The following is a 23,076-nucleotide window of genomic DNA, read 5'->3' as shown; positions in this document are numbered from 1 at the left end:
GGCCAGCTCTACCACTGCCTACAAACCCGCCAAACCTTCGACGCTCAGAAGGCCTTCAGCCACTCCGCCGAAACACCCCAGAATGGGGCCGCCGCTTGACAGTTAGCGGAATCGGAGGTCTGTGGATGACCTTGGGAGGGCGCAATTTCCCAGAGGATGGTCTTCACGGAATCAGCTAGTCGATCAAGACCGGCGTTGGCGCGCTGGTTCGGGAAGACCCGGTTCGCGCGCGGCAGGGATTGCCATGGCCTACAAGCTGATCGACGCCGCCCAGACCCGCTGGCGTGCAATCAACGCACCCCACCTCGTCGCCCTCGTTCGTGCTGGCGCGGTGTTCCACAAGGGCAAACTACTCGAACGACCCGTCGACATCACACCCCAAATATCCGACGCCGAGCCATCAAACGCTCGGTCGGAGGTCGCCTGAAACGCGCTGAGCTGGCATGAGCAGAGGGATCTATCGCCACGGGCCACGGGGTTCGACGAACGCATCGACCGTGTCGTCGCTTACGACGTCTTCTTCGACCTCGGCGCAACTGCGCGACGGCACGTCACCGCTGCCGCCGATCCCGCCACGGCGCGGATTCCCGGGGTGGTGTGGGTACACTCCGACAACGCCCGGGGGTCTCGTGATCGGTATTCACCCGAGACGTCGTCGCAACAACCGACGACGACCGGCACTTCGAGATCTCCTGAGTACCGCTTATCACCGAAACACACCATGCCGATAGTGGCTGCGAGGTGTAGCGTGAGCGATGCTGAGGACTTCAGCCAGTTCGGAATGAGGCCAGCTGTCCGCCGCTGCCCTCACTGAGCAGTTGCTCGCGCCGAACACTCTTGATGACACCGCATACCGGGGACATCATGAACGCTCCGCCACTACTGAGCCCCGCTCCTCGTCGCGCACCGGTGTTTACCCTCGGCTCCGCGCTGCACTGGCTCGGGCAGGATTGCGCGGATCGGCGCTGCTCGGACCCCACCGACATCCTGCCCGCGTCCGGATGGTTTATCCCGCCAGGACAGCTCGGGCCAACGGGTTCCGGTCGATGGGCTTACCACGGGCGGAGTGTTCCGCTCCGGCATGCCTGTGATCACCGAGGCGTTCCGCCACCGGATAGAGGCCTTAACCGATGGCGGCCCGCGATCGCGATGCCGTTGCGATCCCAGCACATCGTTCACGGTGTCATGGTCGTTGCCCGCCACATCGACCAGACCCCTTTCGAGCCGAAGATGTCAACCTCATGAGCGACTTCGCCGACCACGCCGCAGAGGCACCGGAGCTGGGCAGCGCCCTAGAACGCGCCCGTCACCTGACTGTGCTGGTCGAGCGTGAGCGGATCGCGCATGAGCTGAACGACCTTGTGATCCAGGGGATCTTCGCTGTCAGTTTGGATCTGCAGGCCACCATCGCCCGGTCCCGATCGAGCGAGCTCACCGCTCGCCTGAACCAGTCGGTCACCGACCTGCAGACCGTGATCGAGAACATCCGCACCACCGTCTTCGAATTGCACGTCACCGACACACAGCGGATCGGCTTTCGGCAGCAGATTCAGGCCGCGGTCGCCGACCTGACCGAAAACCGCGATATCGCCACGATACTACGGATGTCCGGACCGATGAGCGTGATCGGCGACGACCTGGCCGACCACGCCGAGTCGGTCATTCGAGACGCGGTCAGCTACGCCGTCCGACACTCTGGGGCAACACAATTGACCGTTGCGGTGACCGTTGCCGACGAACTGGACGTCACGATCACCGACGACGGTTGCGGTATCAGCGCCGACAACAAGCCCCACAGCGGACTGGTCAAGATGACATCCCGCGCCGAACAGATCGGCGGTGACTGCCACCTCACAACACCACCAGGAGGCGGCACTGAAGTGAACTGGACCGCACCGTTTGCTCACGCACCATGCCCTCACTGATGAACAATTTCGCCAGATGCAGCCGCCCTCAAATGCCTGCAGCACAACGACGTCCGGGTAACAAAGGCCACACATCCACCAGGAAACGAGCCGATCATGACTGTTGTGCACGGTCTAACCACCTCTGAAGGCGATCCTTCATCCCGTGATGACAACCGCACGATCGGCCGCGACGGCGTCGAGGTGCGGGCTCAGTGTCGCCATCTGGCCATGGTGCTGACGATCACCGGCGACATCGACGCTAGTAACATCGACCGCCTCAGCGCTTACGCCACACGCTTGGTCCCGGTGGGAAACGCGTTACTCCTTGATATGAGCGGCGTGAGTTTCCTCGCTGAGCAAGGCATTTCAATATTGATCGCTGTCGATGATGCCTGCAGCAGCGCCGAGTTACCGTGGGCCGTGGTCACTAGCCACGCGGTCGACGGGGCGCTACGCATCAGCCAAGACGACGACATCCTTCCCACGGCCAGTTCTGTGCCCGACGCGATGCAGTATTTCGTCGACCTCGCGCGCGTGCGCCGACAGATCCCGTTGTTAGCGAGACGGCCAAGCGCCCGCGATGTGACTTCGATGTCGCTGGAAACGTCAGCCGGTTCGCGATGAAGCCAGCCGTCGGCCGCTGTCGTCGATCACAGCAGCCGATCACCCCGGGCGACAATCGCCGGTCGGATCGCCATGAACACTGCACTGACCCACAGCCAGCTACCGCCATACCAGGTCCGGTCTCCACGCTTGGTTCGGCGCCGCGCTGGGTGGGGCATGACTGCCCTGATCGCCGGTACTCGCAAACTATCGACGCGTTAACCGCATCGGTGTGGTTTGTCCCAGGTGGACAACAGGTTTGCACATTCCCCCCCGAAACCAGGGTCCTCGTTGCGCTCTCCAAGAACGGTGCCAACCTCACCTCTGTGCACCGGATGATCGCTGAGGTTAATTGGTGTACCCGCCGCGACGCCATCGAGGTCGGTTACCGACCGTGGACACGCAGAAGCCACTGTGGCCGTCGGATCCCATCGCTGTCACCGGTGTCAGTTGTCATGAGCTACCGGCCCACCCGGCTTTATGAGGGCACAGATCCCACCAACGTCGACGTCGCGGATATCTCGCAGGCCACCACATGGTGACCGTGGCCATGACGGCAGGCGCCGCGACCCTTGGTACCGTTCAACCTCCGGCCACTACGGTGGACGCGATCGTGGCCCGCGCCGGACTGTTTCAGACGGTTGATCCCCTCGCCGTGGCTGCGGTCACTAACCAGCTGGATCTCGTGCACTTTCGGCGCCGGCAGACCGTCTACACCGAAGGCGAGCCCGGTGACCAGCTTTACATCATCGCTTCAGGCAAGATCAAGCTCGGTCGTCGCTGCGCCGACGGCCGCCGTCACCTGCTGGCGATCGTGGGGCCCGCAGAAATGTTCGGTGAGCTCTCGATCTTCGACCCCGCCCCGAGGACCTCGACCGCGACCGCCCTCACCGACGTGAACGCATTGTCGATGGACCGCGACGTCCTGTGGGGGTGGGTGGCCGATCACCCCGAGATCGCCGAACGACTGTTACGGGTGCTGGCCCGCCGGTTGCGCCGCACCGATCACGACTTGTCCGACTTCATGTTCACCGACGTCGCGGGCCGGGTCGCCAAGCAGCTGCTGCGGTTGGCCCAGCAGTTCGGCATCCAGGAGGACGGCGCGATGCGGGTGAACCACGACCTCACGCAAAAGGAATTAGCCCAACTGATGGGGACCTCACGCGAAACGGTCTACAAAGTCCTCACCGATTTCACCCAGCGCGGCTGGATCCGCCCGCACGGCAAGAGCGTACTGATCACCGATTCCGAACGCCTCGTCCACCGAACACGGCTCACCGCCATGCCAGATCCAGTCGATAGCCAACCCAGGCCAGCTGTCCGCCGCTGTCCTCACTGAGCAGTAGCTCGTGCCGAACGTTCCGATGACAACCGCACACCTCGGGACCACCATGACCACTCCACCCACTCCGGGGACACCGAAACCGGCTCCTGCACAGCACTTTCCGATCGATAGCGTCTTATGTCTGCTCAGGCATGACCGCCCAGATCGCCTACGCTTCGAACCGGCCGCTGATGTGCGGCATACGGACTGGACGCCATGACCACTGACACACCGCATGTCACGCCACCCCAATCGGCGGGCACACCCGAACCGGGCCACGACTTGAAATCGGCGCCCATGCCCGAGCTGGAGGAGGAGCTGGGCTACTCGCCGGACGGATTGAGCAGCGCCGAGGCGGCGAAGCGGTTGACGCAGTACGGGCCGAACGAGATCGCGGAACACAAGACCAACCCGCTGCTGAAGTTCCTCAGCTACTTTTGGGGCCCGATCCCGTGGATGATCGAGATCGCCGTCGTGCTGTCCGGCGCGGTCGGGCACTGGCCGGATTTCTTCATCATCCTGCTGCTGCTGGTGGCCAACGGTGTGGTCGGATACACCTCCGAACGGCAGGCCGGCAACGCCATTGACGCCCTCAAAGCCAAGCTGGCGATCAACGCCCGCGTCACACGTGACGGCGAATCGGTCACCGCGCCGGCGCGGGAGCTGGTGCCCGGTGATGTCATCCGGCTGCGCCTCGGTGACATTGTGCCCGCCGACGCCCGGCTGCTCGACGGCGACGAGATCGAGGTCGATCAGTCCGCGCTGACCGGGGAGTCGCTACCCGCCACCCGTGCAGCGGGTGAGGCCGTGTTCTCCGGGTCCATCATCAGGCAAGGTGAGATCGGTGCCCTGGTCTATGCCACCGGCACCGACACCTACTTCGGCAAGACCGCCGAGCTGGTGCAGGACGCACACCATAAGCCATTTCCAACGCGTCGTGCTCAAGATCGGCAACTACCTGATCATCCTGGCCGTCGTGCTCGTGGCGGTCATCGTCGTCGCCTCCCTGCTGCGTGGTAACGCGATCCTCACCACCCTGCAGTTCGCCCTGGTCTTGACCGTCGCGGCGATCCCGGTGGCGATGCCGACCGTGCTGTCGGTGACGATGGCCGTCGGCTCGCGTCTGCTGGCCAAGAAGCAGGCCATCGTGAGCCGGCTGGTCGCCATCGAGGAACTCGCCGGTGTGGACGTGCTGTGCGCGGACAAGACGGGCACCCTGACCCAGAATTCTTTGACGTTGGGCACCCCGTTCAGCATTGACACCGTCACCCCCGCGACTATCATCCTCGACGGCGCGTTGGCCTCCCGCGCGGACAACGACGACCCCATCGACCGGGCGGTGCTGGGCGGCCTCGAGGACACCAAGGTCCTGCAGGATTACACGATCACCCATTTCGCACCGTTCGACCCGGTGCACAAACGCACCGAGGCCACCGTCACCGCCGTCGACGGGACCACGTTCCGGGTCACTAAGGGAGCCCCGCAGGTCATCCTCGCGCTGGCCGCCAACGCCGCGCAGATCACATCGGCGGTTGACAAGGCAGTCAACGATTTCGCCGCCCGGGGCTTCCGGTCTTTGGGCGTGGCCCGCGCCGACGGGGACGGTGACTGGCAGTTCGTTGGTGTCCTGCCGTTATTCGATCCACCGCGTGACGACGCGGCAGCAACCATCTCCACCGCACGGGCAATGGGAGTCACCATCAAGATGGTGACCGGTGATGCGCTAGCCATCGCCAAGGAAACCGCCGCCAAGGTCGGTTTGGGCACCGACATCCTCGACGCCGCAGGCCTGGGTGAGGTGAAGAAGGACGAATCGGCGGCGGTGGCCGGGTCCATCGAGACCGCCGACGGTTTCGCCCAGGTGTTTCCCGAGCACAAGTACCACATCATCGACGTGCTGCAGAAGCGCGGCCATATTGTCGGGATGACCGGCGACGGGGTCAACGACGCCCCCGCGCTGAAAAAAGCGGACTGCGGCATCGCCGTATCCGGAGCCACCGACGCCGCCCGCGCGGCCGCCGACATCGTGCTGCTGACCCCGGGGCTGTCGGTGATCATCGACGCGATCAAACAGAGCCGCAAGATCTTCCAGCGAATGAACAGCTACGCGATGTACCGCATCGCCGAAACACTGCGGGTGCTGCTATTCATCACTACCGCCATCCTCGTCTTCAACTTCTACCCACTCACCGCCATCATGATCGTGATGCTCGCCCTGCTCAACGACGGCGCCATCCTGTCCATCTCCTACGACAACGTCCACTACAAGAACGAGCCCGAAGCCTGGAACATGCGCCTGGTGCTCGGTATCGCCACGGTCCTTGGGTTGGTCGGACCGATCGCCGCGTTCGGCTTGTTCTACCTGGGTGACCGGGTCTTCGACCTCGGCCACGCGCGCGTCCAGACGCTGATGTACCTGATGCTGTCCGTCGCTGGGCACCTCACCATCTTCTTGACCCGAACCCGCGGCCCGTTCTGGTCCATCCGCCCGGCCCGCATCTTGTTGATCGCCGTCCTCGGCACCCAGACCATCGCCACATTCATTGCCGTTTACGGGCTATTCATGACACCGCTCGGCTGGACGTGGGCAGCGGCGGTATGGGGATACGCCCTCATCTGGTTCCTCGTCAGCGACCGCATCAAACTTCTCGCCTACCGCGTCCTCGACCCCGAAAAGAAGCCTCGCATGGCGGCGCCTGATCAGATGCCCGGTGCCGCAGTGGCACCGGTCAGAACGTAGTCGGGTAGTGCATCTCTTGCCCCATCCAACCCGGAGGTACTCGCAGCATGGCAACACTGACGAGGCGTCGGCACCCCGGGTCGTTGCTCAGGAAGTTCATGCACTGCATGCCCTCGGTGCACAATGCGAGCACTGATCTTGGGCGCCGCGTGCGTGACCAGTTCCAGTTTGACGGCGCCGAAGTCACCGACTATGTCTTCGAGTCGCCCGCCTCAATCGTGTTCGACCGGGCCGAGAGTCGTCTGCACACCATCAAAGCCGTGATGACCCGGGCGTTCGGTGCGTGACCCGTGGTGTCGATGCGGATCGTGATCGCCCTGGGCGGCAACGCACTGCTCGCGCGCGGGGACAAGCCCGACGCCGCCATCCAGTTGGCGAACCTGCGGACCGCCGCCGAGGCGATCGCGCCGTTGGCGGCGCACCACGATGTGCTGATCTGTCACGGTAACGGACCGCAGGTCGGCATGCTCTCGCTGGAGAGCGAAACCGACCACGCCCTGACCCGCCCCTACCCGCTCGATGACCTTGTCGCGCAGACCCAGGGCATGATCGGCTACTGGCTTGCCCAGGCACTGCGCAACGCCGGGGTCAAAAAGCCAGTCCTGGGCCTGATTAGGCAGACGCTGGTCGACGCCGCAGACCCGGCGTTCGCTGCCCCGACCAAGTTCGTCGGACCCTTCTACCTACGGGACCGGGCCCAGCTGCTGGCCCACCGGCATGGCTGGACCATCGCCGCCGACAATGGTCGGTGGCGCCGCGTAGTGGCCTCACCCGAACCGCTCCGCATCGTCGACCAGGATTCCATCACCGGGCTCCTGGACGCCGGTTCGGTGGTCATCTGCGGCGGCGGTGGCGGCGCGGCAGTGACCGAGAATACCGCCGGCCAGCTGAGCGGTGTCGACGCGGTCGTGGACAAGGACTACGTCGCATCGTTGCTGGGCATCGTCCTCGGAGCCCAGCATTTGCTGGTGCTCACCGACGTGTCCGCAGTCATGGAGCATTACGGCACACCGGAGGCCACACCACTGAGGACCCTGGATCCAGATAACCTGGGCAGCATGGGATTTCCGGCCGGATCGATGGGGCCCAAGATCGAGGCCTGCCGCCGGTTCGTCACCGCGACCGGGCACCCGGCCACCATCGGCGCCCTGGCCGACGCGCAGGCACTGCTCGCGGGCACCGCCGGGACCACCATCACCCCGACAACGGCGCCCCGCAGGGGTACTCACCAGGGAGTCGGCGGCCGGCGACGGCCCACTAGCGCTCGCACTCGAGGACCAGGAACGGGAGGTTGATCATGCCGGACACGTTGGTGGATAACGACATACTCAGGGCCGCGGTGCAGTTGGCATGCCGGGCACCGTCCTTGCACAACAGCCAGCCCTGGCGCTGGGTCGCCGAGGGTCCGGGACTGCACCTGTACATCGATCGCAGCCGCATTCTGCCTTCCACCGACAAGTCGGGGCGGGAGGCCTACATCAGCTGCGGCGCCGTGCTCGACCATCTACGCGTCGCGATGGCGGCAGCCGGGTGGATTGCCAACGTCGCGAGGTTTCCCGACCCGAATAACCCCGATCATCTCGCGTCACTCGATTTCAGCCCAATGAGCCTCGTCACCGATGGCTACCGCCGCAGGGCCGACGCCATCCTGCACCGCCGCACCGATCGGCTTCCCTTCGCCGCACCGAGGAACTGGGAGTCCTTGGAACCTGTGCTGCGCGACGCCGTCGATACGAGAACAGTTCACCTCGACGTGATAGCCAACGAGCTGCGTCCGGAATTGGCGAGGGCGTCACAACTTACCGAATCGCTGCGACTGTACGATTCTTCGTATCATACTGAATTATACTGGTGGACAGGTCATTTCGAAAATTCTGATGGGGTTCCCCGCAGTTCACTGCTGTCGGCTGCCGAAAGTGATCGGGTCGACGTCGGACGTACGTTCCCGGTTAGCGCTCACAACGAGCGGCCTGCCGGCATTGGACAAGACCAGTCCACAGTGCTGGTTCTGTCCACCGACGAGGACACCCGCGATGACGCCTTCCGGTGCGGCGAAGCGTTGTCCGCCGTGTTGTTGGAGTGCACGTTGGCCGGGATGGCGACATGCACACTGACCCATCTCACGGAGCTATGGTCCAGCCGCAACCTCATCGGCACCTTGACCGGTCGCGCAGCTATGCCGCAACTTCTGATCCGCGTCGGCGAAGCCCATGTCCTTGGCGAACAACCCCCCATGACGCCGCGGCGGCCACTTCGCGATGTTCTGACGTTTCACCCCGATACATGTGGTTGAGCGGTGAGGCGACCATCACACACCACCGGGCCGCGGCCGCGAAGTCGGACCCTGATCGTCGTCGACGACAGGCAAATCTGTCTGCAGGGTGCTAGTGAAGGGACCGACCGTGACACCCAGCGTTGCCCAACAATGCCGCGTGAGTGCACGGCCGGTGCCGACCCGACCCTCGGGCTGGCGGATCGGGTCACGCAACTGGAGGCGGGTCACAACGATGTGCTGTGCGACCGGCTCACCCGTTGAGCGAGAACTTCTCGGTGTTGGGCTATCACGTCACCGGGTCGACCGGCACTTTGTTCCTCTTCGGGATCGTGATCGGCGCGCTGGCGATGCTGGGTCTGTGCGTGTTGTTGGCCGGTGCACAGCGCACCGCTGGCCGCGCCCGCGACGCGCGCCGTGAACTTCACAGGTCCCAGCGCGAAGCGGAGTTTGTGAACCGAGACCGCGACCCAGAGTTCGAACACCGACCCGTCGGCGCGGCCACCGGCTCGACGGTGAACTCGGAAGGGGTTACGACCCGGCCGAGGAGGAAGGAGGAGTTGTCCACAATGTGGGCTTACAACATTTACCAACATTGTTAGCAAAGTAACTACTCTGCCGTCGTGGTTGGGATTCTTTCTCCTGGCACTTCTGTTCCTCGGGCCGTCGGCCCGATCGGCCGCTGCGGCTGCAGAACCTCGGGTGCGCCCGCGAGTCGCTACGCGAGGATGGGCCCGCGGTCAGTGGTCACTGCGGCCACACCGACGTCGAGGCCGGCCACCGATACGATCCCGTCGTTGGCGCCTAATATATCGGCGCGCAACCAGTTCGACCGGGCCGCACCATTGGCGTGCGGCTCGGTTGGATGCGTCGCCGCTGAGCCCGTCTGGGCATCGGGTGGGTCGGCATTGATTTCCGGGTCGGGGCTCACAGGTTCACAGCGCATTCGGCTCCGCCAACGTCGACTAGCAACCCAAGGCTTGGCGAAGTACACATGCTGCAAGCCCAACTGTGTGCCAGATTCGAGTCGTGCGTATTCCATTCGTTGGGGACCTCGAAAACCGCACTCTCTTCTTCGCCGTGTGGCCCCGTCCCCCGTTGTTCACTGCGCGCCCCCGCTGCGGTTACCTCGCCCGGGTAGCGTGCGGTTTGAGGTCGGTGTTCGCTTCGAGCGTCAGTCACCCACTTGGTTTCGGGTCGGGCAAAGCCCATAGAGGACCTCGCCGGCTGGAAGGGACCCCAGTCTGATGAATGACGATCGGCGAGTCAGCCCGGGGGTGGTCGAGGCCGACAGCGCGCCGCGGTTGCAGCTCACGCCTAACTCGCTTGCCTCGGCGTACGTGGACGGGGCGTGGTGGCCGCGATCAATGCGGTTAGCTATCGAGTTGCCCGCCCTGGTTGCGGCGTTGTCCGATCGGCTGGGTCAGGTCACCGTGGTGGGCTACCACCTCAACGCGTGGACGGAGACGCCGCCGCAAGTCCAGATCGCCGGCCAGACAGTCCATTTGCAGGGCTTCACCTCCGAGGAGCCGGCCAGTGTGATCCTGATCGGTCGCGACGGTCGTCGCATCACACTGCGCGTCATCGCGCCCGACGCCAGTGAACAGGTCGCCCGAGAAGAACTGGACGCGGCATCGAAACGCGCCGGCGGTGGTATCGCTGTGACCAGCGAGGCCGAGCGGGCCGCTGCCCGATCCCTGATCGACGTGGCAGCCCGGTTGGCTCGTCACGAGGGGCGCGGCGACCCCCAGCGCGCCACCGAGATCACGCGGTGGTGCGAGGAGGCCGCTCGGCAGTTCGTCAACGCACCGATCCAGGCGTTCGTCCCAATCCTGGTTGAACACATCGTCCGCTGCCGCATGGACGCCCGCCCGGCAGCGACGGCATCGTAGGTACCGTCCGGGGGGATCAGACACGGCATGCCATGCGGTCGCCAGAGCTGAGCGTCGGCTAGTCCTGGAATCATTGCGACACGAAGCTGGCAAAGTGGTGAGGTATGAACCAGAACGTAATTCGTCACCACTCCCGCACTTCTGGCCCGACCGGTGAGTGAGCAGGCGCTGGGCGTGGCACCTTCACATTGGAACATCGCGTTCATCCGCCGGTTCATGTTCACGTTCGGTCCCATCAGCTCACTCTTCGACTTCCTGACGTTCGGGTTGATGATCGGGGTGCTGCACGCCGGCCCGGTGGAGTTCCGCACCGGGTGGTTCGTGGAATCCCTTGCCACCCAGACCCTGATCATCTTCGCGATCCGCACCCCGAAAAGTGCCGTTCTTCCGCAGCAGTCCCGGTCTCCTTTTGACACTGGCCGCCTTAGCGGTCGTCGCCGTGGGCGTTGCGCTCACGGTGTCACCGCTGGCACACCCACTGGGGTTCACCACACTGCCCTGGCAGTTCTTCACCGCGCTGGTCCTGTTCACGATCGTCTACCCGGTTCTGGTGGAGCTGATGAAGACGGTGTTCTACGCCGAGCCGATGCAACTCGGCGGCGAGCCGCACCGCACCCGGTGCCGCGTGCACCGCATTCAGCGGCGCGCCGCCCGGTTCAGCCACCCGGGCCGGATAGTCCAGCCGGATGGCGCGCCGGCCCCGTTAGTCACATCGGCGGCGCCAAGTCCCTAGCGGCGGATGCGGCTGCTCCGGCGTATCCAATGTCGATGTCTGAATCTATTTGGCTTTAGCCAATTCGCTTGAGAAAGCTATTATGACAACGTGAGGACGCTATATTCGTTATCATGTTGCACTGCAACCAGATTCGTGCTCTGCAGAAGCGATTTCACTTCGACAACATCATGATCTCGCGCTACGACCAGGTGCATGGCCGTAACTCGTTCCAGCGAGACAAGACAAAGGGGCTGGAGAAGGACCGGCTGGAGTTGGCCACCGTCGACGTCGGCGCCATTATCGACTTCGCGTCATCATTCGGCAAAAACCGATTATCGGCGCAGCTTGAGATATAACGACAGCGAGTTGCAGAGAATTATGTGGCCCGCGGCGGAACACATTGGAACGGCGCGCGTGTCGCGGAAACCTCCTCGATTGGGATGGTCTACGACGCGCTGGCACCGATCGTAGCGGCGTGCTCGTACGTCGACGGCATTGAGCGATTCCCGAATGTGAGCGCCCCTGCGCTATCGTTTATCACGGTTGACTCCACAGCCTCCCGGAAACGTCACGGCGGCGATCTGTAAGAGGTCCCTACCGTAACGTGTCTGCCCCGCCGGATAAGCCGACATTTACAGTGCTGTCGGAGTGCCACTCACGGAGTCCCGTGCCAAGCGCTTCAGGAGTGATCGCCGCACCCGTCGGCGACATCGGCGCGCCTCGGTGCTTGATTACCCGTAAGTATGTATAGTGAGTGCGTCTAAAGTGCTCGGCACCTCGCTTCGACCCGAATGACAGACCATTTGGGGCGTGGTTGAAAGGGGCAAGCTCGCGCGCCGCAGTCATCGTCACCCTAATTCCCGCGGCGGGCGGCAGTTGTTCCGCAGCGGCACCAGCAGTATTGGCTCGCCCGCAGTATCGGTCCGAGCTTCGCGGCCCTATACCGACGCATTCAACGCTTCACTCGTGCATGCGCGTTCGCCGTTGAACGCCCCGACTCGCGGTCGGAGGCCAACCGGGGCGCCGTGGCGCCGGAGCCAAAGGAATGGTCTTTGAGCAGATTCACCGAAACGATGTATGGCACCGCCCAGTCCAGTTCGAAGGGTTTGGTCACCGGGGAGCCGAATTCCCCCGTCCGGCATACCTGGGGTGAGGTGCACGAGCGGGCCCGTCGGATCGCGGGTGGATTGGCCACCGCCGGCGTCGGCCGCGGTGATGCCGTCCCAGTGCTAGCCGGCGCCCCAGCCGAGATCGCGCCGGCCGGGCAGGGCGTCTGGATGCGCGGAGCCAGCCTCACCATGCTCCACCAGCCCACTCCGCGCACCGATCTTCAGCGCTGGGCCGAGGAAACCACCGCCGTGATTAAGATGATCGGCGCCAAAGCGGTTGTCATCTCCGACCCGTTCATGGCCGCGGCCCCGTTGCTGTCCCAGCTGGGTATGCGCGTGCTGATAATCCACCAGCTACTCGACAGCCGCCCGATCGATCCGGTCGAGACCGATGACGACGACGTCGCGCTGCTGCAGTTGACATCGGGGTCCACGGGGTCGCCCAAGGCCGTACGGATCACACACCGCAACGTCGTGTCCAACGCCGAGGCGATGTTCATCGGCGCAAACGTCAACCTCGATACCGACGTGATCGTGAGCTGGCTGCCGCTGTTCCACGACATGGGCATGACCGGCTTCTTGACCGTGCCGATGCTTTTCGGCGCCGAGCTGGTCAAGGTCACCCCGATGGACTTCCTCCGCGACACCCTGCTGTGGGCCAAGCTCATCGACAAGTACAAGGGCACGATGACCGCGGCGCCGAACTTCGCTTACAAACTGTTCGCCAGGCGCCTTCGCAAGCTGGCCCAGCCCGGCCAGTTCGACCTGTCCACGCTGCGTTGGGCGCTGTCGGGGGCCGAACAGGTCGAACCCGCCGACGTCGAAGACCTCTGCGAAGCCGGCAGGCCGTTCGGGTTACGTCCGGAGGCGATCCTGCCGGCTTACGGTATGGCCGAGACGACCGTGGCGGTGTCGTTTTCTGAGTGCGGCGCAGGCCTATTGGTCGATGAGGTCGACGCCGACCTGCTCGCCGTACTGCACCGAGCTGTCCCTGCGACCAAGGGCAAAACCCGGCGACTGGCCACGCTTGGCCGTCTGCTGAAGGGGCTTCAGGCGCGCGTCGTCGACGAAGATGGCAACCTCCTGCCCGCCCGGGGCGTCGGCGTCATCCAGGTGCGCGGCGAACCAGTGACGCTGGGCTATGAAACGATGGCCGGTTTCGTATCGGCTCAAGACGACGAAGGTTGGTATGACACCGGCGACCTGGGCTACCTAACCGAGACCGGCCACGTCGTAGTCTGCGGCCGAGTCAAGGATGTGATCATCATGGCCGGCCGCAACATCTACCCGACCGACGTCGAGCGTGCCGCCGCGCGCGTTTCCGGGGTCCGTCCGGGCTCTGCCGTCGCGGTGCGACTGAACGCCGGACACGCGCGGGAGACGTTCGCCGTCGCCGTGGAGTCCAACACCTGGCAGAACCCGGCCGAGGTGCGCCGCATCGAGCATCAGGTGGCCCACGAGGTGGTTGCCGAGGTCGATGTCCGGCCCCGCAACGTGGTTGTGCTCGAGCCGGGAATGATCCCCAAGACACCGTCGGGGAAGCTGCGGCGCGCCCATACGTTGGCGCTCATCGGCTGACTTTTCGGGATGCGACGGAGAGTAGATTTATCGGTCTTGAGGGTGCACGGGAGGAGGGATGTTGGCCGACTTCGACGCCCAGCCCGGTCGCAACCCGCCGCCCGATCTCTCCCCTACCCAACGGGAGGCAGACGAGGCCGAACTGTACGCGGGGCTCCGCGGCGTGGCCGGAATTGTAGCCGGCGCTCAAGGGGTGATCGACCTTCTTCGGGACGTGGCGGAGTTCGCGGCCCAGGCGATTCCGGGCGCCGACGGCGCGGGCGTCGCATTGATCGATCCGCAGCACGGCGTATCCAGCGTCCAGACCCGGGCGGCGACAGCCGTCCTTGTCCACGAGATCGACACGGTTCAGTACGACGAAATGAACGAGGGGCCATGCATCACCTGTATGCAGTCGCAACGACCCACAGTGAGCGGATCGTTGGGCAGTGACCGCCGTTGGCCGCACTTTGGCGGCCGGGTGGCGCGGATGCGTATGCACTCCGCACTAGCGCTGCCGTTGATCGTCGGCGACCAGGTGATCGGCTCGATCAATGCCTACGCAAAAAGCCGCGACGCGTTCGCCGAGCACGCCGTGCAGTTGGGGTCCCAGTTCGCCAGGCCCGCCGCGGTGTCGGTGTACAACGCGCAGTTGCTGGCGAACGCGCATGAACGGACAACGCGATTGCAGCGTGCGTTGGACAGCCGATCGGTGATCGATCAGGCGATCGGCATCCTCCGCAGCCGATCGGGTGGCACCGCGGATGAGGCCTTCGAACGGCTTGCCCATATCAGCCAGACCGAGAACGTCAAGCTGTATGCCGTCGCCGAGCGGCTGGTCGAGGATGCCGTGCGGCGGGCCAGTGCACGGCGTCGCTGAATCCGTTATCGCGGTGGCGCGGCCATCAGTTCGGCCAACTCCCCCACCAGCATCGGGCGGGAATACCGATCGGTCATCAGCCTGCGGGCGACGTCAGTTAGGTGTTCGCCGTTGGCCCGCGCGTAGGTCCGCAACAGATTGAACGCCTCCTCCAAGGACACATCCAGCATTTGCCGGAGTAAGCCCTTGGCCTGTTCGACGATGACGCGGTTGGTCAGCGCGGTGCGTAGCTGCGGCATAACGGTGGAGGGTGTGGGCGGATGTTCCTGGAGGATCGCGACGCATGCGATGTGTGTCAGGGTCTGCCCGACGAGCAGATCGGCTTCGTTGAGCTCGCCGGAGCGGGTGCCGAACAAGCCGAGCGCGCCCAACACGATGCCGGCGGCCCGCATCGGGACGGCGTGCACCGACGCGAAGCCGGCCTCGACCGCAGCCGGAACGAACCGCGGCCACCGCCCTATTGTCTCTTGGACATCGGCGACCGAGATGGGTTGTCCGGTGACGTAGCAGTCCACGCATGGGCCCTCGTCGGCTTGTAACTGGAAAAGTTCGAGTTCGCGGGCCTGCTCCGACGTCGCGGCCAGCACGCGGAGCTGCTGCAGCGGGTCGGCGAGCAGAAATGCCGCGGCCTCGATGTTGAGCAGCTCAGCGCACCGCTCGGTCAGCTCCGTCAGTAGTTCGACCACGTCACAGTCATCGAGCAGGCTATCGACGAGCGAGACGACGGCATCCAGCACGCGGGTTTCACGAGGGGTGTCAGTCACGTTGCCCTCCTTCCAGGACTTTCCCGTCTGCCAAGCGGGCATCAGTCGGCCTCAAACTTCAAGCGAAGGTCGAGGATGTCGCGGGCGACGTCGGTGGCGCTGCGGCCGGTGGCATAAGCGTGACCGCGCAGCCGGACCAAGGCCTCGGCCGGCTCAATCTCCAGCTGGGCGACGAGCATGCCGGTGGCTTGGCTGACCTCCGCGCGGCTCAGCGTGCTGAGTTCGGCCCAGGCATTGCTGTTGGGGTCGGCGACGGCGGCCTGCAGGTCCCCGACCATTAGGTCTAGAAGCGGGACGCCGGCGAGCTCCGCGGCGGCGACCGCGCCGGCCAAGTCCTCGCCCAGCAGTTCGCCCGGCCGCGCGCGGAAGAGGTCGAGGGCGCCAATATATTCACCGGCCACCACTACGGGTATCGCGTAGACGCCTCTGATCTGGTGGGCCAGCATGGCGGGCCCATACGCCGGCCACCTAGCCTCACCAGGATCGGCGAGGTCGACGACCAGAATCGGAATCCGCCGCGTGACAGAGTCCAGGCACGGTCCCTCGCCGAGGGTGAACTGCAGTTCGTCGTACATGCGTGCGGCGGCGCCGCTGGATCCCAGTGTTCCGCTGTTCGCGCCGTCGAAGACGAGCGAAATCGCCGCTTCGTCAACGTCGAGGATAATCACACAGGCCTCGCACAGACGGTCGGCGGCCTCTACCCCGCGCCGGCCGTCGACAGCGGCGAGGAGCTGCTCGTGGATCGCCACATTTAGCCAGACGGGATTCGGACAGCTGCGGAAGTGCCCGGGAGTTTGGGCGGCAACGTCATCCCTCCACCTTTCACTAGTTGAAGGGATTTGACGAGCGCAACGCCGCCAGCAAGGGCGCAGGCCGGCTGTTCATGGGTCAGAGCGGCTGTCATCGCGCCTCGGTTCAGCAGCCGCCGGTAAATCCGTGATTGAACACTGCCGTTGGCGGGAGAATCGTCAAGGTGATCGCCGGCACGTTCCCCGGAGAGGGTGTAGCCGGCCGACCTATCACGACGATCCGGGAGAGTAAATGAGTTCGGAACATGCAACAGAACAGGTGCCGCTGTCGGAGATCCGAGAGGGTGACATGCTTCAAGATCCGAATTCTGGCAACACGATCTTGATGTTATTCCTGGCGTAGACGTCCACCGTTCCAACATAAGCCGCCCGAGCGCCCGCACCATGGACTCCGCGGACGGGCGAGCCACCTAAGTTCACTTCGGTGCTCGAACGAATTCTGCAACTCAGTGGCGAAGGGCTTCGTAGGATTCGTAGGTTATTGACACCCCGAAAACTGAGGTCTTGCGGCGCCAGTGCTGGTTATTCGCGATCGGCTCGTCCTTGTTCGCGATCGGTACGGCTCCGGCGTTCGCCATGGTCGCCGGGGCGGGCGCCACCAATCTGCTGTGCTTCATCGGCTCTTGGTTTTTTACTAGCGCTGCACTGATCCAGCTAATGCTCAGCAGACCGTCGATGTGTTGGTCGCGGCAAACGCCCTCCATAAGGGCTGAATGGCTTTCGGCGGCAACGCAGTTCGTGGGCACCCTGCGCTTCAACGTCAGCACCGGCGCTGCGTTGTGGGCGCATCGAATACCTGCCCGCCGACACTTCGTGTGGTGGCCGGACGCGACGGGTTCGGTCGCATTTCTGATCAGCGGGGCACTGGGTGTTGTGGCAGTAACGCTCACCGTCGGGCTCGTTGCACTGAAATCACGCGCATGGCTGGCGGCGTGGACCAACATGATCGGCTCGATCGCCTTCGCCTCCTCGGCAGTCGGCGCCTTCATCACGAGGACAGGCGTCACTGAAGACGCCCTGGCGGCCAACATGGGTACCTTCGTCGGTGCGCTGTGCTTCCTGATCGCCGCCGTCCTCATCCTGCCCGGACGCGTGTCGCCCCGACCCGCCCGAAGATGAACTTCGTCGTTTCCGCGGAAAGCTCGACAACAGCAGCCGAGCCGAGCGACCCCTTCGCAGCGCGGTGCCGAAAAGAGGTGCTCCCTTTGGAACTGCTGACGGGGCAGATCTCCCAGAAGCAGCATCGGCAGCGTGATCTCTGCCTGGTTTATACGCCGTTTGACAACCATGGTGGGCAACGGGGAATGCTGTCCCACCTGCGAACCACCGGGCCGCAGTCGACCGGCTTTTTCGGTGCTCCGCGCCGACTCTGAGACCGCTGCATACGTTGGCGAAACAGCGTATGTGCAAATGGGTTAACGAATGTCGGAGAGCTGCGATTCTTGGCGAGCGAGCGATTCCCCAACGGTCGAACCACGCCAAACGCCTGCTTTACCGATGCTTGAGCTATTCCCGGTTGCTGCCATAGCCCTAGCAGACGACGGGGCCGTCCTCTTCGCTAATAGGGCATTCGCAGGGATACTCGGCTGCTCCCGCGATGCCGTCACCTCGATGAGCTATGAAGAGATCTTCTATGCCCTCCCGACTGAAGAAACACTTTTCGGTGTAGCTCGCCTACGCGCTGACACAATCGGGGACTTGCAGCACCTAGACGGGTCGACAATTTTCGCCAAGATGAGCAAATCGGCAGTAATGGGCCGCGCTGGCCCGGCTGCGATCGCAACTTTTGAAGAACTGATGGAACGACTGTCGAGGCTAGCGGAGCCGTGACGTATACGGCTTGTGGCGACCGACGGCGCGTTGTCGACCCGTCGGCAGGGAAGGCTGGACTGCGGTCGGGAGGGAGTTCTATGACGTTGTCACGATGCTTTGGCGCACCTGCGAACTAACTCGTCCTCTCCGAACGTGCTCCCTATAGCCTTCCCCACCGGCTACCTCATCCCACCGCACTACCGCATCCGCCGCGACCGAATCGGCGCCGCCGGCGTCATCACCATCCGCCACAACAGCAGGCTGCACCACATCGGCCTGAGCAAGCACCGCACCGGCACCAAAGTCACTGTGCTCATTGACGACCTCGACATCCGCGTGCTGGACCGCGACACCGGAACACTGATCCGCAAACTGGTCCTCGACTTCACCCGCGACTACCAACCACGCGGCGTCAAATGCGGAAACTCACCCGAAAACAGTCTCAATGTGTAAACCACGTCTCGGAACACCTGTCAACGATGTCCAAAGACATGACACTGGTCGGGCTGACAGGATTTGAACCTGCGACCACTTGACCCCCAAGTCGGACATCGGTTGAACTTCGTTGTCTCGCAATGCGTCTCGAAGTTTTCTGACCAACACCAACCGTCTCTTGCTGTCTCCGGTCGACGCCCCCGATTCGCACCTAGTTGTGACAACGTTGTGACAACGTCAGCGCCGGCGTCATATGGTGTGGGGTCGTCTGCGCGATTTGCCGGCTCGTCTAGACGCCATTCGGGATTCCTCTGATGACCACCCGGGCCAACCGCCCGGCGCCAGTTGGCGGTGCCGGCAGGCATCGCCGGATCCTTTCGGATTGGAAGAACCCGGCCGAGTCAAAATCAGAGCCAGCCGGTGCGGGCGGCAGCAACAGGCTCGGCGGGGGCCGGGGCCAATTCCCCGTCCCGCACGCCGTCGAGCATCCGTTTCACTACGGCGATAATCTCCGGGGCTGCCGCGGCAAGTCCGGTCTTATCGGCTTCGGTGACCAGATCACTATCGACACCTGCCCGGGCCAGTACGGCGGCCGGGTTGGCCAGCTGATCGGCCAGCCAGGACAGCGGGTCGGCTGACAGCTCGGCGACGAAGTGCCGGGGTCCGGGTTCCCAACCGTCGAAACGGGGGTGGTGATGCGCCCGGTCCAGCGTCCCGGCCGGGCTCTCTGTAGACCCGAAAATGTCCACCCGCCACACCGGGCGGGTGAAGGCGATCGGGATGCCAGCGTAGATCGACCCCTGGGGCTCGGCCCGGTCGACGAGGCGGAGCTCGAGTCTGACTCCCCGTTCCGGGGTTTCCTGACCGGCAAGCGGGACCGGGTCGATGAAATACATGTCTCCGACGACTACGCCCAGGGCTTCGAATCCGAACGCTGCGAGCATCGCGCACCTTTCCCTATCCCTCTTGAGCGTAGACCGAGGCAGTCCCTCACGCACCGACTCGGAACGCGCTCAACACCGGCTAGCTGCGATCGACTGAACCTGTTGAACGCGACCCAAATTCGAACCCGTAACACAAGACGATCGACACCGCCACCGGGGCGGCTGGCTGACCTGCAACCTCCCGGTTATAAACCCGGCGAGCTACCGATTGCTGCACCCCGCGTCGGTGAATGCAAGGTTGCTAGGTTGCCGACCAGGTCTGATGCTCTCCAACCGTCGTCCGTCTCGCCGGATGAGCACATCGCGGCGACGGGCGCTTGAACGACGCGAGCAGTGTTAGCGTCATCGGCGTGACCCTCAAAGACATCGCCCTGACCACCCTCGACGGCAAGCCGGCCACGCTAGCTGAATTGTCCGACGGCGCAACGCTCGTCGTGAACGTAGCCTCCAAGTGTGGACTTACTCCGCAGTACACGGCATTGGAGAAGCTGGCCAACGACTATGGCGACCGTGGCCTGACGGTCGTCGGCGTCCCGTGCAATCAGTTCATGGGCCAGGAACCGGGCACGGCCGATGAGATCCACGCGTTCTGCTCGACGACCTACGGGGTGACGTTCCCGTTGCTGGAGAAGACCGACGTCAACGGCGACGACCGCCACCCGCTCTACACCGAGCTGACCAAGGCCGTCGATTCCGATGGCGAGGCAGGCGACATTCAGTGGAACTTCGAAAAATTTCTGGTCGCGCCCGACGGTGAGGTGGTCAATCGGTTTCGGCCCCGGACCGAACCAGACGCGCCGGAGGTCATCAGCGCCATCGAAGCCGTGCTGCCCCGATAGGCGGGGTGCCGTTTGCACTCGCGTGCGTCCCGGATCGTCACATAGACCACGAAAAGCAAAGACCACGAAAGTGGCCCCGGATGAATCCCCGGGGGCATCGAAGTCATCCGGTCCTGATCTCGGCGATTACAGACTGCGCCGCCGGGCTTTGTGTCGGTACATGTGGGCATCCGCGTCATGCAGGAGCTGCTCAATGTCGTTGGTCGGACCCCATGTCGAGCCGACCGACGCGCTTAGGGTAAGTGGTGTGGCCGGGGCGTCGTAACTCCCTGTTAGTGCACGGCGAAGCCGGTTCGCCAGCTCGGCGACATGCTCCTGTGCTTCGGCCTCAGTGGACAGGACCACGAATTCGTCTCCGCCCAGGCGATAGACCGAGTCGGGTGCAACCACGATCTGCGCGATGCGCTGAGCAACCTGGATGAGGACGGCGTCACCGACAGCGTGTCCGTAAGCGTCGTTGATCTGTTTGAACCCGTCGAGGTCGATGAACACGATGCCGACCGAACCTGCGGGCTCAGCGTCCCGCCGGTTTTGGACACAGTCGAAGAACGCCTGTCTATTGCCCAGTCCTGTGAGCGCGTCCGTCACTGCACGCCGCGCGAGTTCAGCTTCGGCCCGCTTGCGTGCGCTGATATCCACGAACTGCCCAATGATTATGTCGTCGGAGCCGTGCGCGCCCGGCACCATCACCGCGTTGCGTTGCACCCAGACCGTTGTTCCATCGCGCCGGACAAGCCGGAGTTCCGAGGTGATGTGTGAGTGCGAACCATTCTTCAACACGTCGAAGTCAGCCGCAGCGGTCCCGACGTCAGCCGGGTGGACGAATTTGCGGAGGTCGACGCCGATCAACTCGGCGGCGGTGTAGCCGAACATCGCGCACAACGCCGGATTGACGTACAGCGCATGTATGGACATGTCCACGATCGCTTGACCAACAGGCGCATTGTCCATACTGATCTGGAACAGCCGCACGACGTCGTCACGAGCGTGTTCGGCCTCAACGCGTGCCGTCACATCCGTGACCTGAACATAAACATAAAAGCCTCTTACCTCACCCTCGACGATGTCAGGGATGTAGATCGTCTCGTCGTATCGGGTGCTGCCTTGCCGATCGGTGAGTGTGGGCCTGAACACCTGCTTCTCACCGGCGAGGACCCCTTCAATGTGAGCGCGGCTGAGCTCGTACAGACTCTCTCCGAGAACCTCACGGAGGTGGCGGCCGTGGATCTCGGCGGGTGTCTTCCCGAAAAACTCGATGAAGGCCTGGTTGACGACCACGTTGCACAGCTCGCGATCCCAATAGCTGACTATGGCGGGAATGTTGTCGATTAGCAGCCGCAACCGGCGCGCGTCCCCGATCGCCATCGATACCTCAGCGTTCGTCCATCACGACATGCACCCGTCAGGCCCCAACGGCGCGTAGACGGTCACTCCATCATCGCCGATGGCCGACATCGGCGCATAGGCAGACTGACCCGCGGCCCGCACCAAACGTCGGCGCTGCGTGCCAAACTGGCGCCCGCCCTGCTGTCCGGCAACATTGCGTCCGCGCTCGTCGGAGCGTCCCAGGCGTTGCTTTCGGTGCGGCCCGACTTGCGCGACGGGATTGTCGGGTTGATGCCACGACTGGTTTCCCCCTCACACAAGGAGGCGCGAACCATGACCACCAGCCAACTGAGCTGGCCCATACATCGCTTGTTCGTCCCGCGACATGCCAGGTACATGGATGCTTTTACCAGACTAGAAGTCCGGTATATCGTCAATACCGAGTGTTTAGTATGTCAATGGCTAGTTCAGGCGTATCATCGGTATGATCGCACTCAGGCGTTGCCCCTGGCCACGCGGGAGTGAACGGACCGGGCTCCCGCCTGGCCCTCGACACGCGGGAGTGAACGGACCGAGCTCCCGCGTGGCCCTCAAAAGGAAGGAGGGCATATGACCGCATGCCAAGGATTGCAGCGGGGACGTTACATCGGCCCCGTCTGGATCGGCATCCACGGCGTCCCGCGCGAGCGCGAGCACCGGATCATCATCGACGTCAACGGTGTCCAACACCTAACCGTGGATCAGGCCTACAGGCTAGGTGAGGAAGTACTCGCATTGGCTGACCAACTGCAGGCCCGGTCAGGCCCCGCGAGCCCCTTTTGAGAACCACGACAGGCCGGGATAACGAGCGAATGACGACAGTGACGTGCGCGGGCGGCCGGGGGCTGAATACGATCGCCATGACGCCATATCGCTGCTTCACCAGCGACAACACCGCCGGCGGCGCACCCGAGATCATCGCAGCTCTTGCGGCGGCAGCCTCCGGGCAGGCGCCGCCCTATGGCACCGACAGTTGGACTTTGAGCGCACGACGCCGCTTCAGCGAGATCTTTGATTGCGACGTCGATCTGCTCCCCGTTTCCACCGGCTCGGCGGCGAACGCATTGAGCTTGGCCGCGCTGACCCCACCGTGGGGCAGCGTGTTATGC

Annotated in this window: 19 protein-coding genes and 6 pseudogenes; 20 read left to right on the top strand and 5 right to left on the bottom strand. The window is 63.9% G+C overall.

Annotated features, from left to right (window positions below; genetic code table 11):
• Positions 1 to 217: 217 nt before the first annotated feature.
• The 9 genes and pseudogenes from ACLP4W_RS10330 to ACLP4W_RS10290 all read left to right on the top strand — a co-directional run.
• Positions 218 to 427, top strand: a pseudogene (locus ACLP4W_RS10330) (IS256 family transposase); the annotation flags it as partial.
• Positions 428 to 1,241: 814 nt separating this feature from the next.
• Positions 1,242 to 1,925 carry a sensor histidine kinase gene (locus ACLP4W_RS10325; RefSeq protein ID WP_442386037.1) on the top strand — a complete coding sequence of 228 codons (684 nt, stop codon included), beginning with the start codon at positions 1,242 to 1,244 and terminating at the stop codon, positions 1,923 to 1,925.
• 96 nt (positions 1,926 to 2,021) lie between these two features.
• Positions 2,022 to 2,531, top strand: a complete 510-nt coding sequence (locus ACLP4W_RS10320; RefSeq protein WP_442386036.1) for an STAS domain-containing protein — start codon at positions 2,022 to 2,024, stop codon at positions 2,529 to 2,531.
• A gap of 580 nt (positions 2,532 to 3,111) precedes the next feature.
• A pseudogene (locus ACLP4W_RS10315) lies at positions 3,112 to 3,783 on the top strand (Crp/Fnr family transcriptional regulator); the annotation flags it as partial.
• 267 nt (positions 3,784 to 4,050) lie between these two features.
• Positions 4,051 to 6,574, top strand: a pseudogene (locus ACLP4W_RS10310) (plasma-membrane proton-efflux P-type ATPase).
• Between the two features lie 47 nt (positions 6,575 to 6,621).
• Positions 6,622 to 6,861 (top strand): hypothetical protein, encoded by a 240-nt coding sequence (locus tag ACLP4W_RS10305; RefSeq protein ID WP_442386035.1) that lies wholly within the window; start codon positions 6,622 to 6,624, stop codon positions 6,859 to 6,861.
• Positions 6,862 to 6,873: 12 nt separating this feature from the next.
• A complete protein-coding gene (locus ACLP4W_RS10300; RefSeq protein ID WP_442386034.1) occupies positions 6,874 to 7,869 on the top strand; it encodes a carbamate kinase in 996 nt (331 codons plus the stop codon).
• 2 nt (positions 7,870 to 7,871) lie between these two features.
• Positions 7,872 to 8,867 (top strand): Acg family FMN-binding oxidoreductase, encoded by a 996-nt coding sequence (locus ACLP4W_RS10295; RefSeq protein ID WP_442386033.1) that lies wholly within the window; start codon positions 7,872 to 7,874, stop codon positions 8,865 to 8,867.
• Between the two features lie 221 nt (positions 8,868 to 9,088).
• Positions 9,089 to 9,448 (top strand): hypothetical protein, encoded by a 360-nt coding sequence (locus tag ACLP4W_RS10290; protein ID WP_442386032.1) that lies wholly within the window; start codon positions 9,089 to 9,091, stop codon positions 9,446 to 9,448.
• A gap of 122 nt (positions 9,449 to 9,570) precedes the next feature.
• Here ACLP4W_RS10290 and ACLP4W_RS10285 read toward each other — a convergent pair.
• Positions 9,571 to 9,792, bottom strand: a pseudogene (locus tag ACLP4W_RS10285) (VIT1/CCC1 transporter family protein); the annotation flags it as partial.
• 301 nt (positions 9,793 to 10,093) lie between these two features.
• Here ACLP4W_RS10285 and ACLP4W_RS10280 point away from each other — a divergent pair.
• The 5 genes and pseudogenes from ACLP4W_RS10280 (at position 10,094) to ACLP4W_RS10260 (ending at position 14,999) form a co-directional block, all read left to right on the top strand.
• A complete protein-coding gene (locus tag ACLP4W_RS10280; protein ID WP_442386031.1) occupies positions 10,094 to 10,738 on the top strand; it encodes a DUF5994 family protein in 645 nt (214 codons plus the stop codon).
• 177 nt (positions 10,739 to 10,915) lie between these two features.
• Positions 10,916 to 11,471: pseudogene (locus tag ACLP4W_RS10275) on the top strand (cation transporting ATPase C-terminal domain-containing protein); the annotation flags it as partial.
• Between the two features lie 113 nt (positions 11,472 to 11,584).
• Positions 11,585 to 11,776 (top strand): annotated as a pseudogene (locus ACLP4W_RS10270) (hypothetical protein); the annotation flags it as partial.
• A 729-nt stretch (positions 11,777 to 12,505) separates the two neighbouring features.
• Positions 12,506 to 14,140: a fatty acyl-AMP ligase gene (locus tag ACLP4W_RS10265; protein WP_442386030.1), complete on the top strand. Its 1,635-nt coding sequence runs from the start codon at positions 12,506 to 12,508 to the stop codon at positions 14,138 to 14,140.
• Positions 14,141 to 14,201: 61 nt separating this feature from the next.
• Positions 14,202 to 14,999 (top strand): GAF and ANTAR domain-containing protein, encoded by a 798-nt coding sequence (locus ACLP4W_RS10260; protein ID WP_442386029.1) that lies wholly within the window; start codon positions 14,202 to 14,204, stop codon positions 14,997 to 14,999.
• Between the two features lie 5 nt (positions 15,000 to 15,004).
• Here ACLP4W_RS10260 and ACLP4W_RS10255 read toward each other — a convergent pair whose 3' ends face one another.
• Both ACLP4W_RS10255 and ACLP4W_RS10250 read right to left on the bottom strand, forming a co-directional pair.
• Positions 15,005 to 15,763, bottom strand: coding sequence for a GAF and ANTAR domain-containing protein (locus tag ACLP4W_RS10255; RefSeq protein ID WP_442386028.1), 759 nt, complete (start codon positions 15,761 to 15,763; stop codon positions 15,005 to 15,007).
• Between the two features lie 41 nt (positions 15,764 to 15,804).
• On the bottom strand, positions 15,805 to 16,512 hold the full coding sequence (locus tag ACLP4W_RS10250) for a GAF and ANTAR domain-containing protein (protein WP_442386027.1): 708 nt from the start codon (positions 16,510 to 16,512) through the stop codon (positions 15,805 to 15,807).
• A gap of 564 nt (positions 16,513 to 17,076) precedes the next feature.
• Between ACLP4W_RS10250 and ACLP4W_RS10245 the strand changes: the two genes are divergently transcribed.
• The 3 genes from ACLP4W_RS10245 to ACLP4W_RS10235 all read left to right on the top strand — a co-directional run bounded on the left by ACLP4W_RS10245 (position 17,077) and on the right by ACLP4W_RS10235 (position 18,837).
• Positions 17,077 to 17,691 (top strand): hypothetical protein, encoded by a 615-nt coding sequence (locus tag ACLP4W_RS10245; RefSeq protein WP_442386026.1) that lies wholly within the window; start codon positions 17,077 to 17,079, stop codon positions 17,689 to 17,691.
• A 303-nt stretch (positions 17,692 to 17,994) separates the two neighbouring features.
• A complete protein-coding gene (locus tag ACLP4W_RS10240) occupies positions 17,995 to 18,402 on the top strand; it encodes a PAS domain S-box protein (protein WP_442386025.1) in 408 nt (135 codons plus the stop codon).
• A gap of 135 nt (positions 18,403 to 18,537) precedes the next feature.
• Positions 18,538 to 18,837 carry a hypothetical protein gene (locus ACLP4W_RS10235; RefSeq protein ID WP_442386024.1) on the top strand — a complete coding sequence of 100 codons (300 nt, stop codon included), beginning with the start codon at positions 18,538 to 18,540 and terminating at the stop codon, positions 18,835 to 18,837.
• A 389-nt stretch (positions 18,838 to 19,226) separates the two neighbouring features.
• Here the strand turns inward: ACLP4W_RS10235 and ACLP4W_RS10230 are convergent, their stop codons facing one another.
• Positions 19,227 to 19,763, bottom strand: a complete 537-nt coding sequence (locus tag ACLP4W_RS10230; protein ID WP_442386023.1) for a hypothetical protein — start codon at positions 19,761 to 19,763, stop codon at positions 19,227 to 19,229.
• A gap of 350 nt (positions 19,764 to 20,113) precedes the next feature.
• Here ACLP4W_RS10230 and ACLP4W_RS10225 point away from each other — a divergent pair, with 350 nt between their 5' ends.
• Positions 20,114 to 20,602 (top strand): glutathione peroxidase, encoded by a 489-nt coding sequence (locus ACLP4W_RS10225; protein WP_442386022.1) that lies wholly within the window; start codon positions 20,114 to 20,116, stop codon positions 20,600 to 20,602.
• A gap of 126 nt (positions 20,603 to 20,728) precedes the next feature.
• Here ACLP4W_RS10225 and ACLP4W_RS10220 read toward each other — a convergent pair whose 3' ends face one another.
• A complete protein-coding gene (locus ACLP4W_RS10220; protein WP_442386021.1) occupies positions 20,729 to 21,967 on the bottom strand; it encodes a diguanylate cyclase domain-containing protein in 1,239 nt (412 codons plus the stop codon).
• Between the two features lie 570 nt (positions 21,968 to 22,537).
• Here ACLP4W_RS10220 and ACLP4W_RS10215 point away from each other — a divergent pair.
• Positions 22,538 to 22,750 carry a hypothetical protein gene (locus ACLP4W_RS10215; RefSeq protein WP_442386020.1) on the top strand — a complete coding sequence of 71 codons (213 nt, stop codon included), beginning with the start codon at positions 22,538 to 22,540 and terminating at the stop codon, positions 22,748 to 22,750.
• Positions 22,751 to 22,779: 29 nt separating this feature from the next.
• Positions 22,780 to 23,076: beta-eliminating lyase-related protein (locus tag ACLP4W_RS10210; protein WP_442386019.1), on the top strand; the 297-nt coding region annotated here is incomplete at its 3' end.

The organism is Mycobacterium sp., assembly GCF_052145595.1.
GTDB lineage: Bacteria > Actinomycetota > Actinomycetes > Mycobacteriales > Mycobacteriaceae > Mycobacterium.
Note: the sequence above shows the minus strand (reverse complement) of the source record. Positions and strands in the feature narration are given on the sequence as shown.

Excerpts from the sequence above, each read along its gene's own strand:
- ACLP4W_RS10325 (WP_442386037.1), top strand. The coding sequence starts at position 1,242 with ATGAGCGACTTCGCCGACCACGCCGCAGAGGCACCGGAGCTGGGCAGC.
- ACLP4W_RS10320 (WP_442386036.1), top strand. The coding sequence starts at position 2,022 with ATGACTGTTGTGCACGGTCTAACCACCTCTGAAGGCGATCCTTCATCC.
- ACLP4W_RS10305 (WP_442386035.1), top strand. The coding sequence starts at position 6,622 with ATGGCAACACTGACGAGGCGTCGGCACCCCGGGTCGTTGCTCAGGAAG.
- ACLP4W_RS10300 (WP_442386034.1), top strand. The coding sequence starts at position 6,874 with ATGCGGATCGTGATCGCCCTGGGCGGCAACGCACTGCTCGCGCGCGGG.
- ACLP4W_RS10295 (WP_442386033.1), top strand. The coding sequence starts at position 7,872 with ATGCCGGACACGTTGGTGGATAACGACATACTCAGGGCCGCGGTGCAG.
- ACLP4W_RS10280 (WP_442386031.1), top strand. The coding sequence starts at position 10,094 with ATGAATGACGATCGGCGAGTCAGCCCGGGGGTGGTCGAGGCCGACAGC.
- ACLP4W_RS10240 (WP_442386025.1), top strand. The coding sequence starts at position 17,995 with ATGTCGGAGAGCTGCGATTCTTGGCGAGCGAGCGATTCCCCAACGGTC.
- ACLP4W_RS10230 (WP_442386023.1), bottom strand. The coding sequence starts at position 19,763 with ATGCTCGCAGCGTTCGGATTCGAAGCCCTGGGCGTAGTCGTCGGAGAC.
- ACLP4W_RS10220 (WP_442386021.1), bottom strand. The coding sequence starts at position 21,967 with ATGGCGATCGGGGACGCGCGCCGGTTGCGGCTGCTAATCGACAACATT.
- ACLP4W_RS10215 (WP_442386020.1), top strand. The coding sequence starts at position 22,538 with ATGACCGCATGCCAAGGATTGCAGCGGGGACGTTACATCGGCCCCGTC.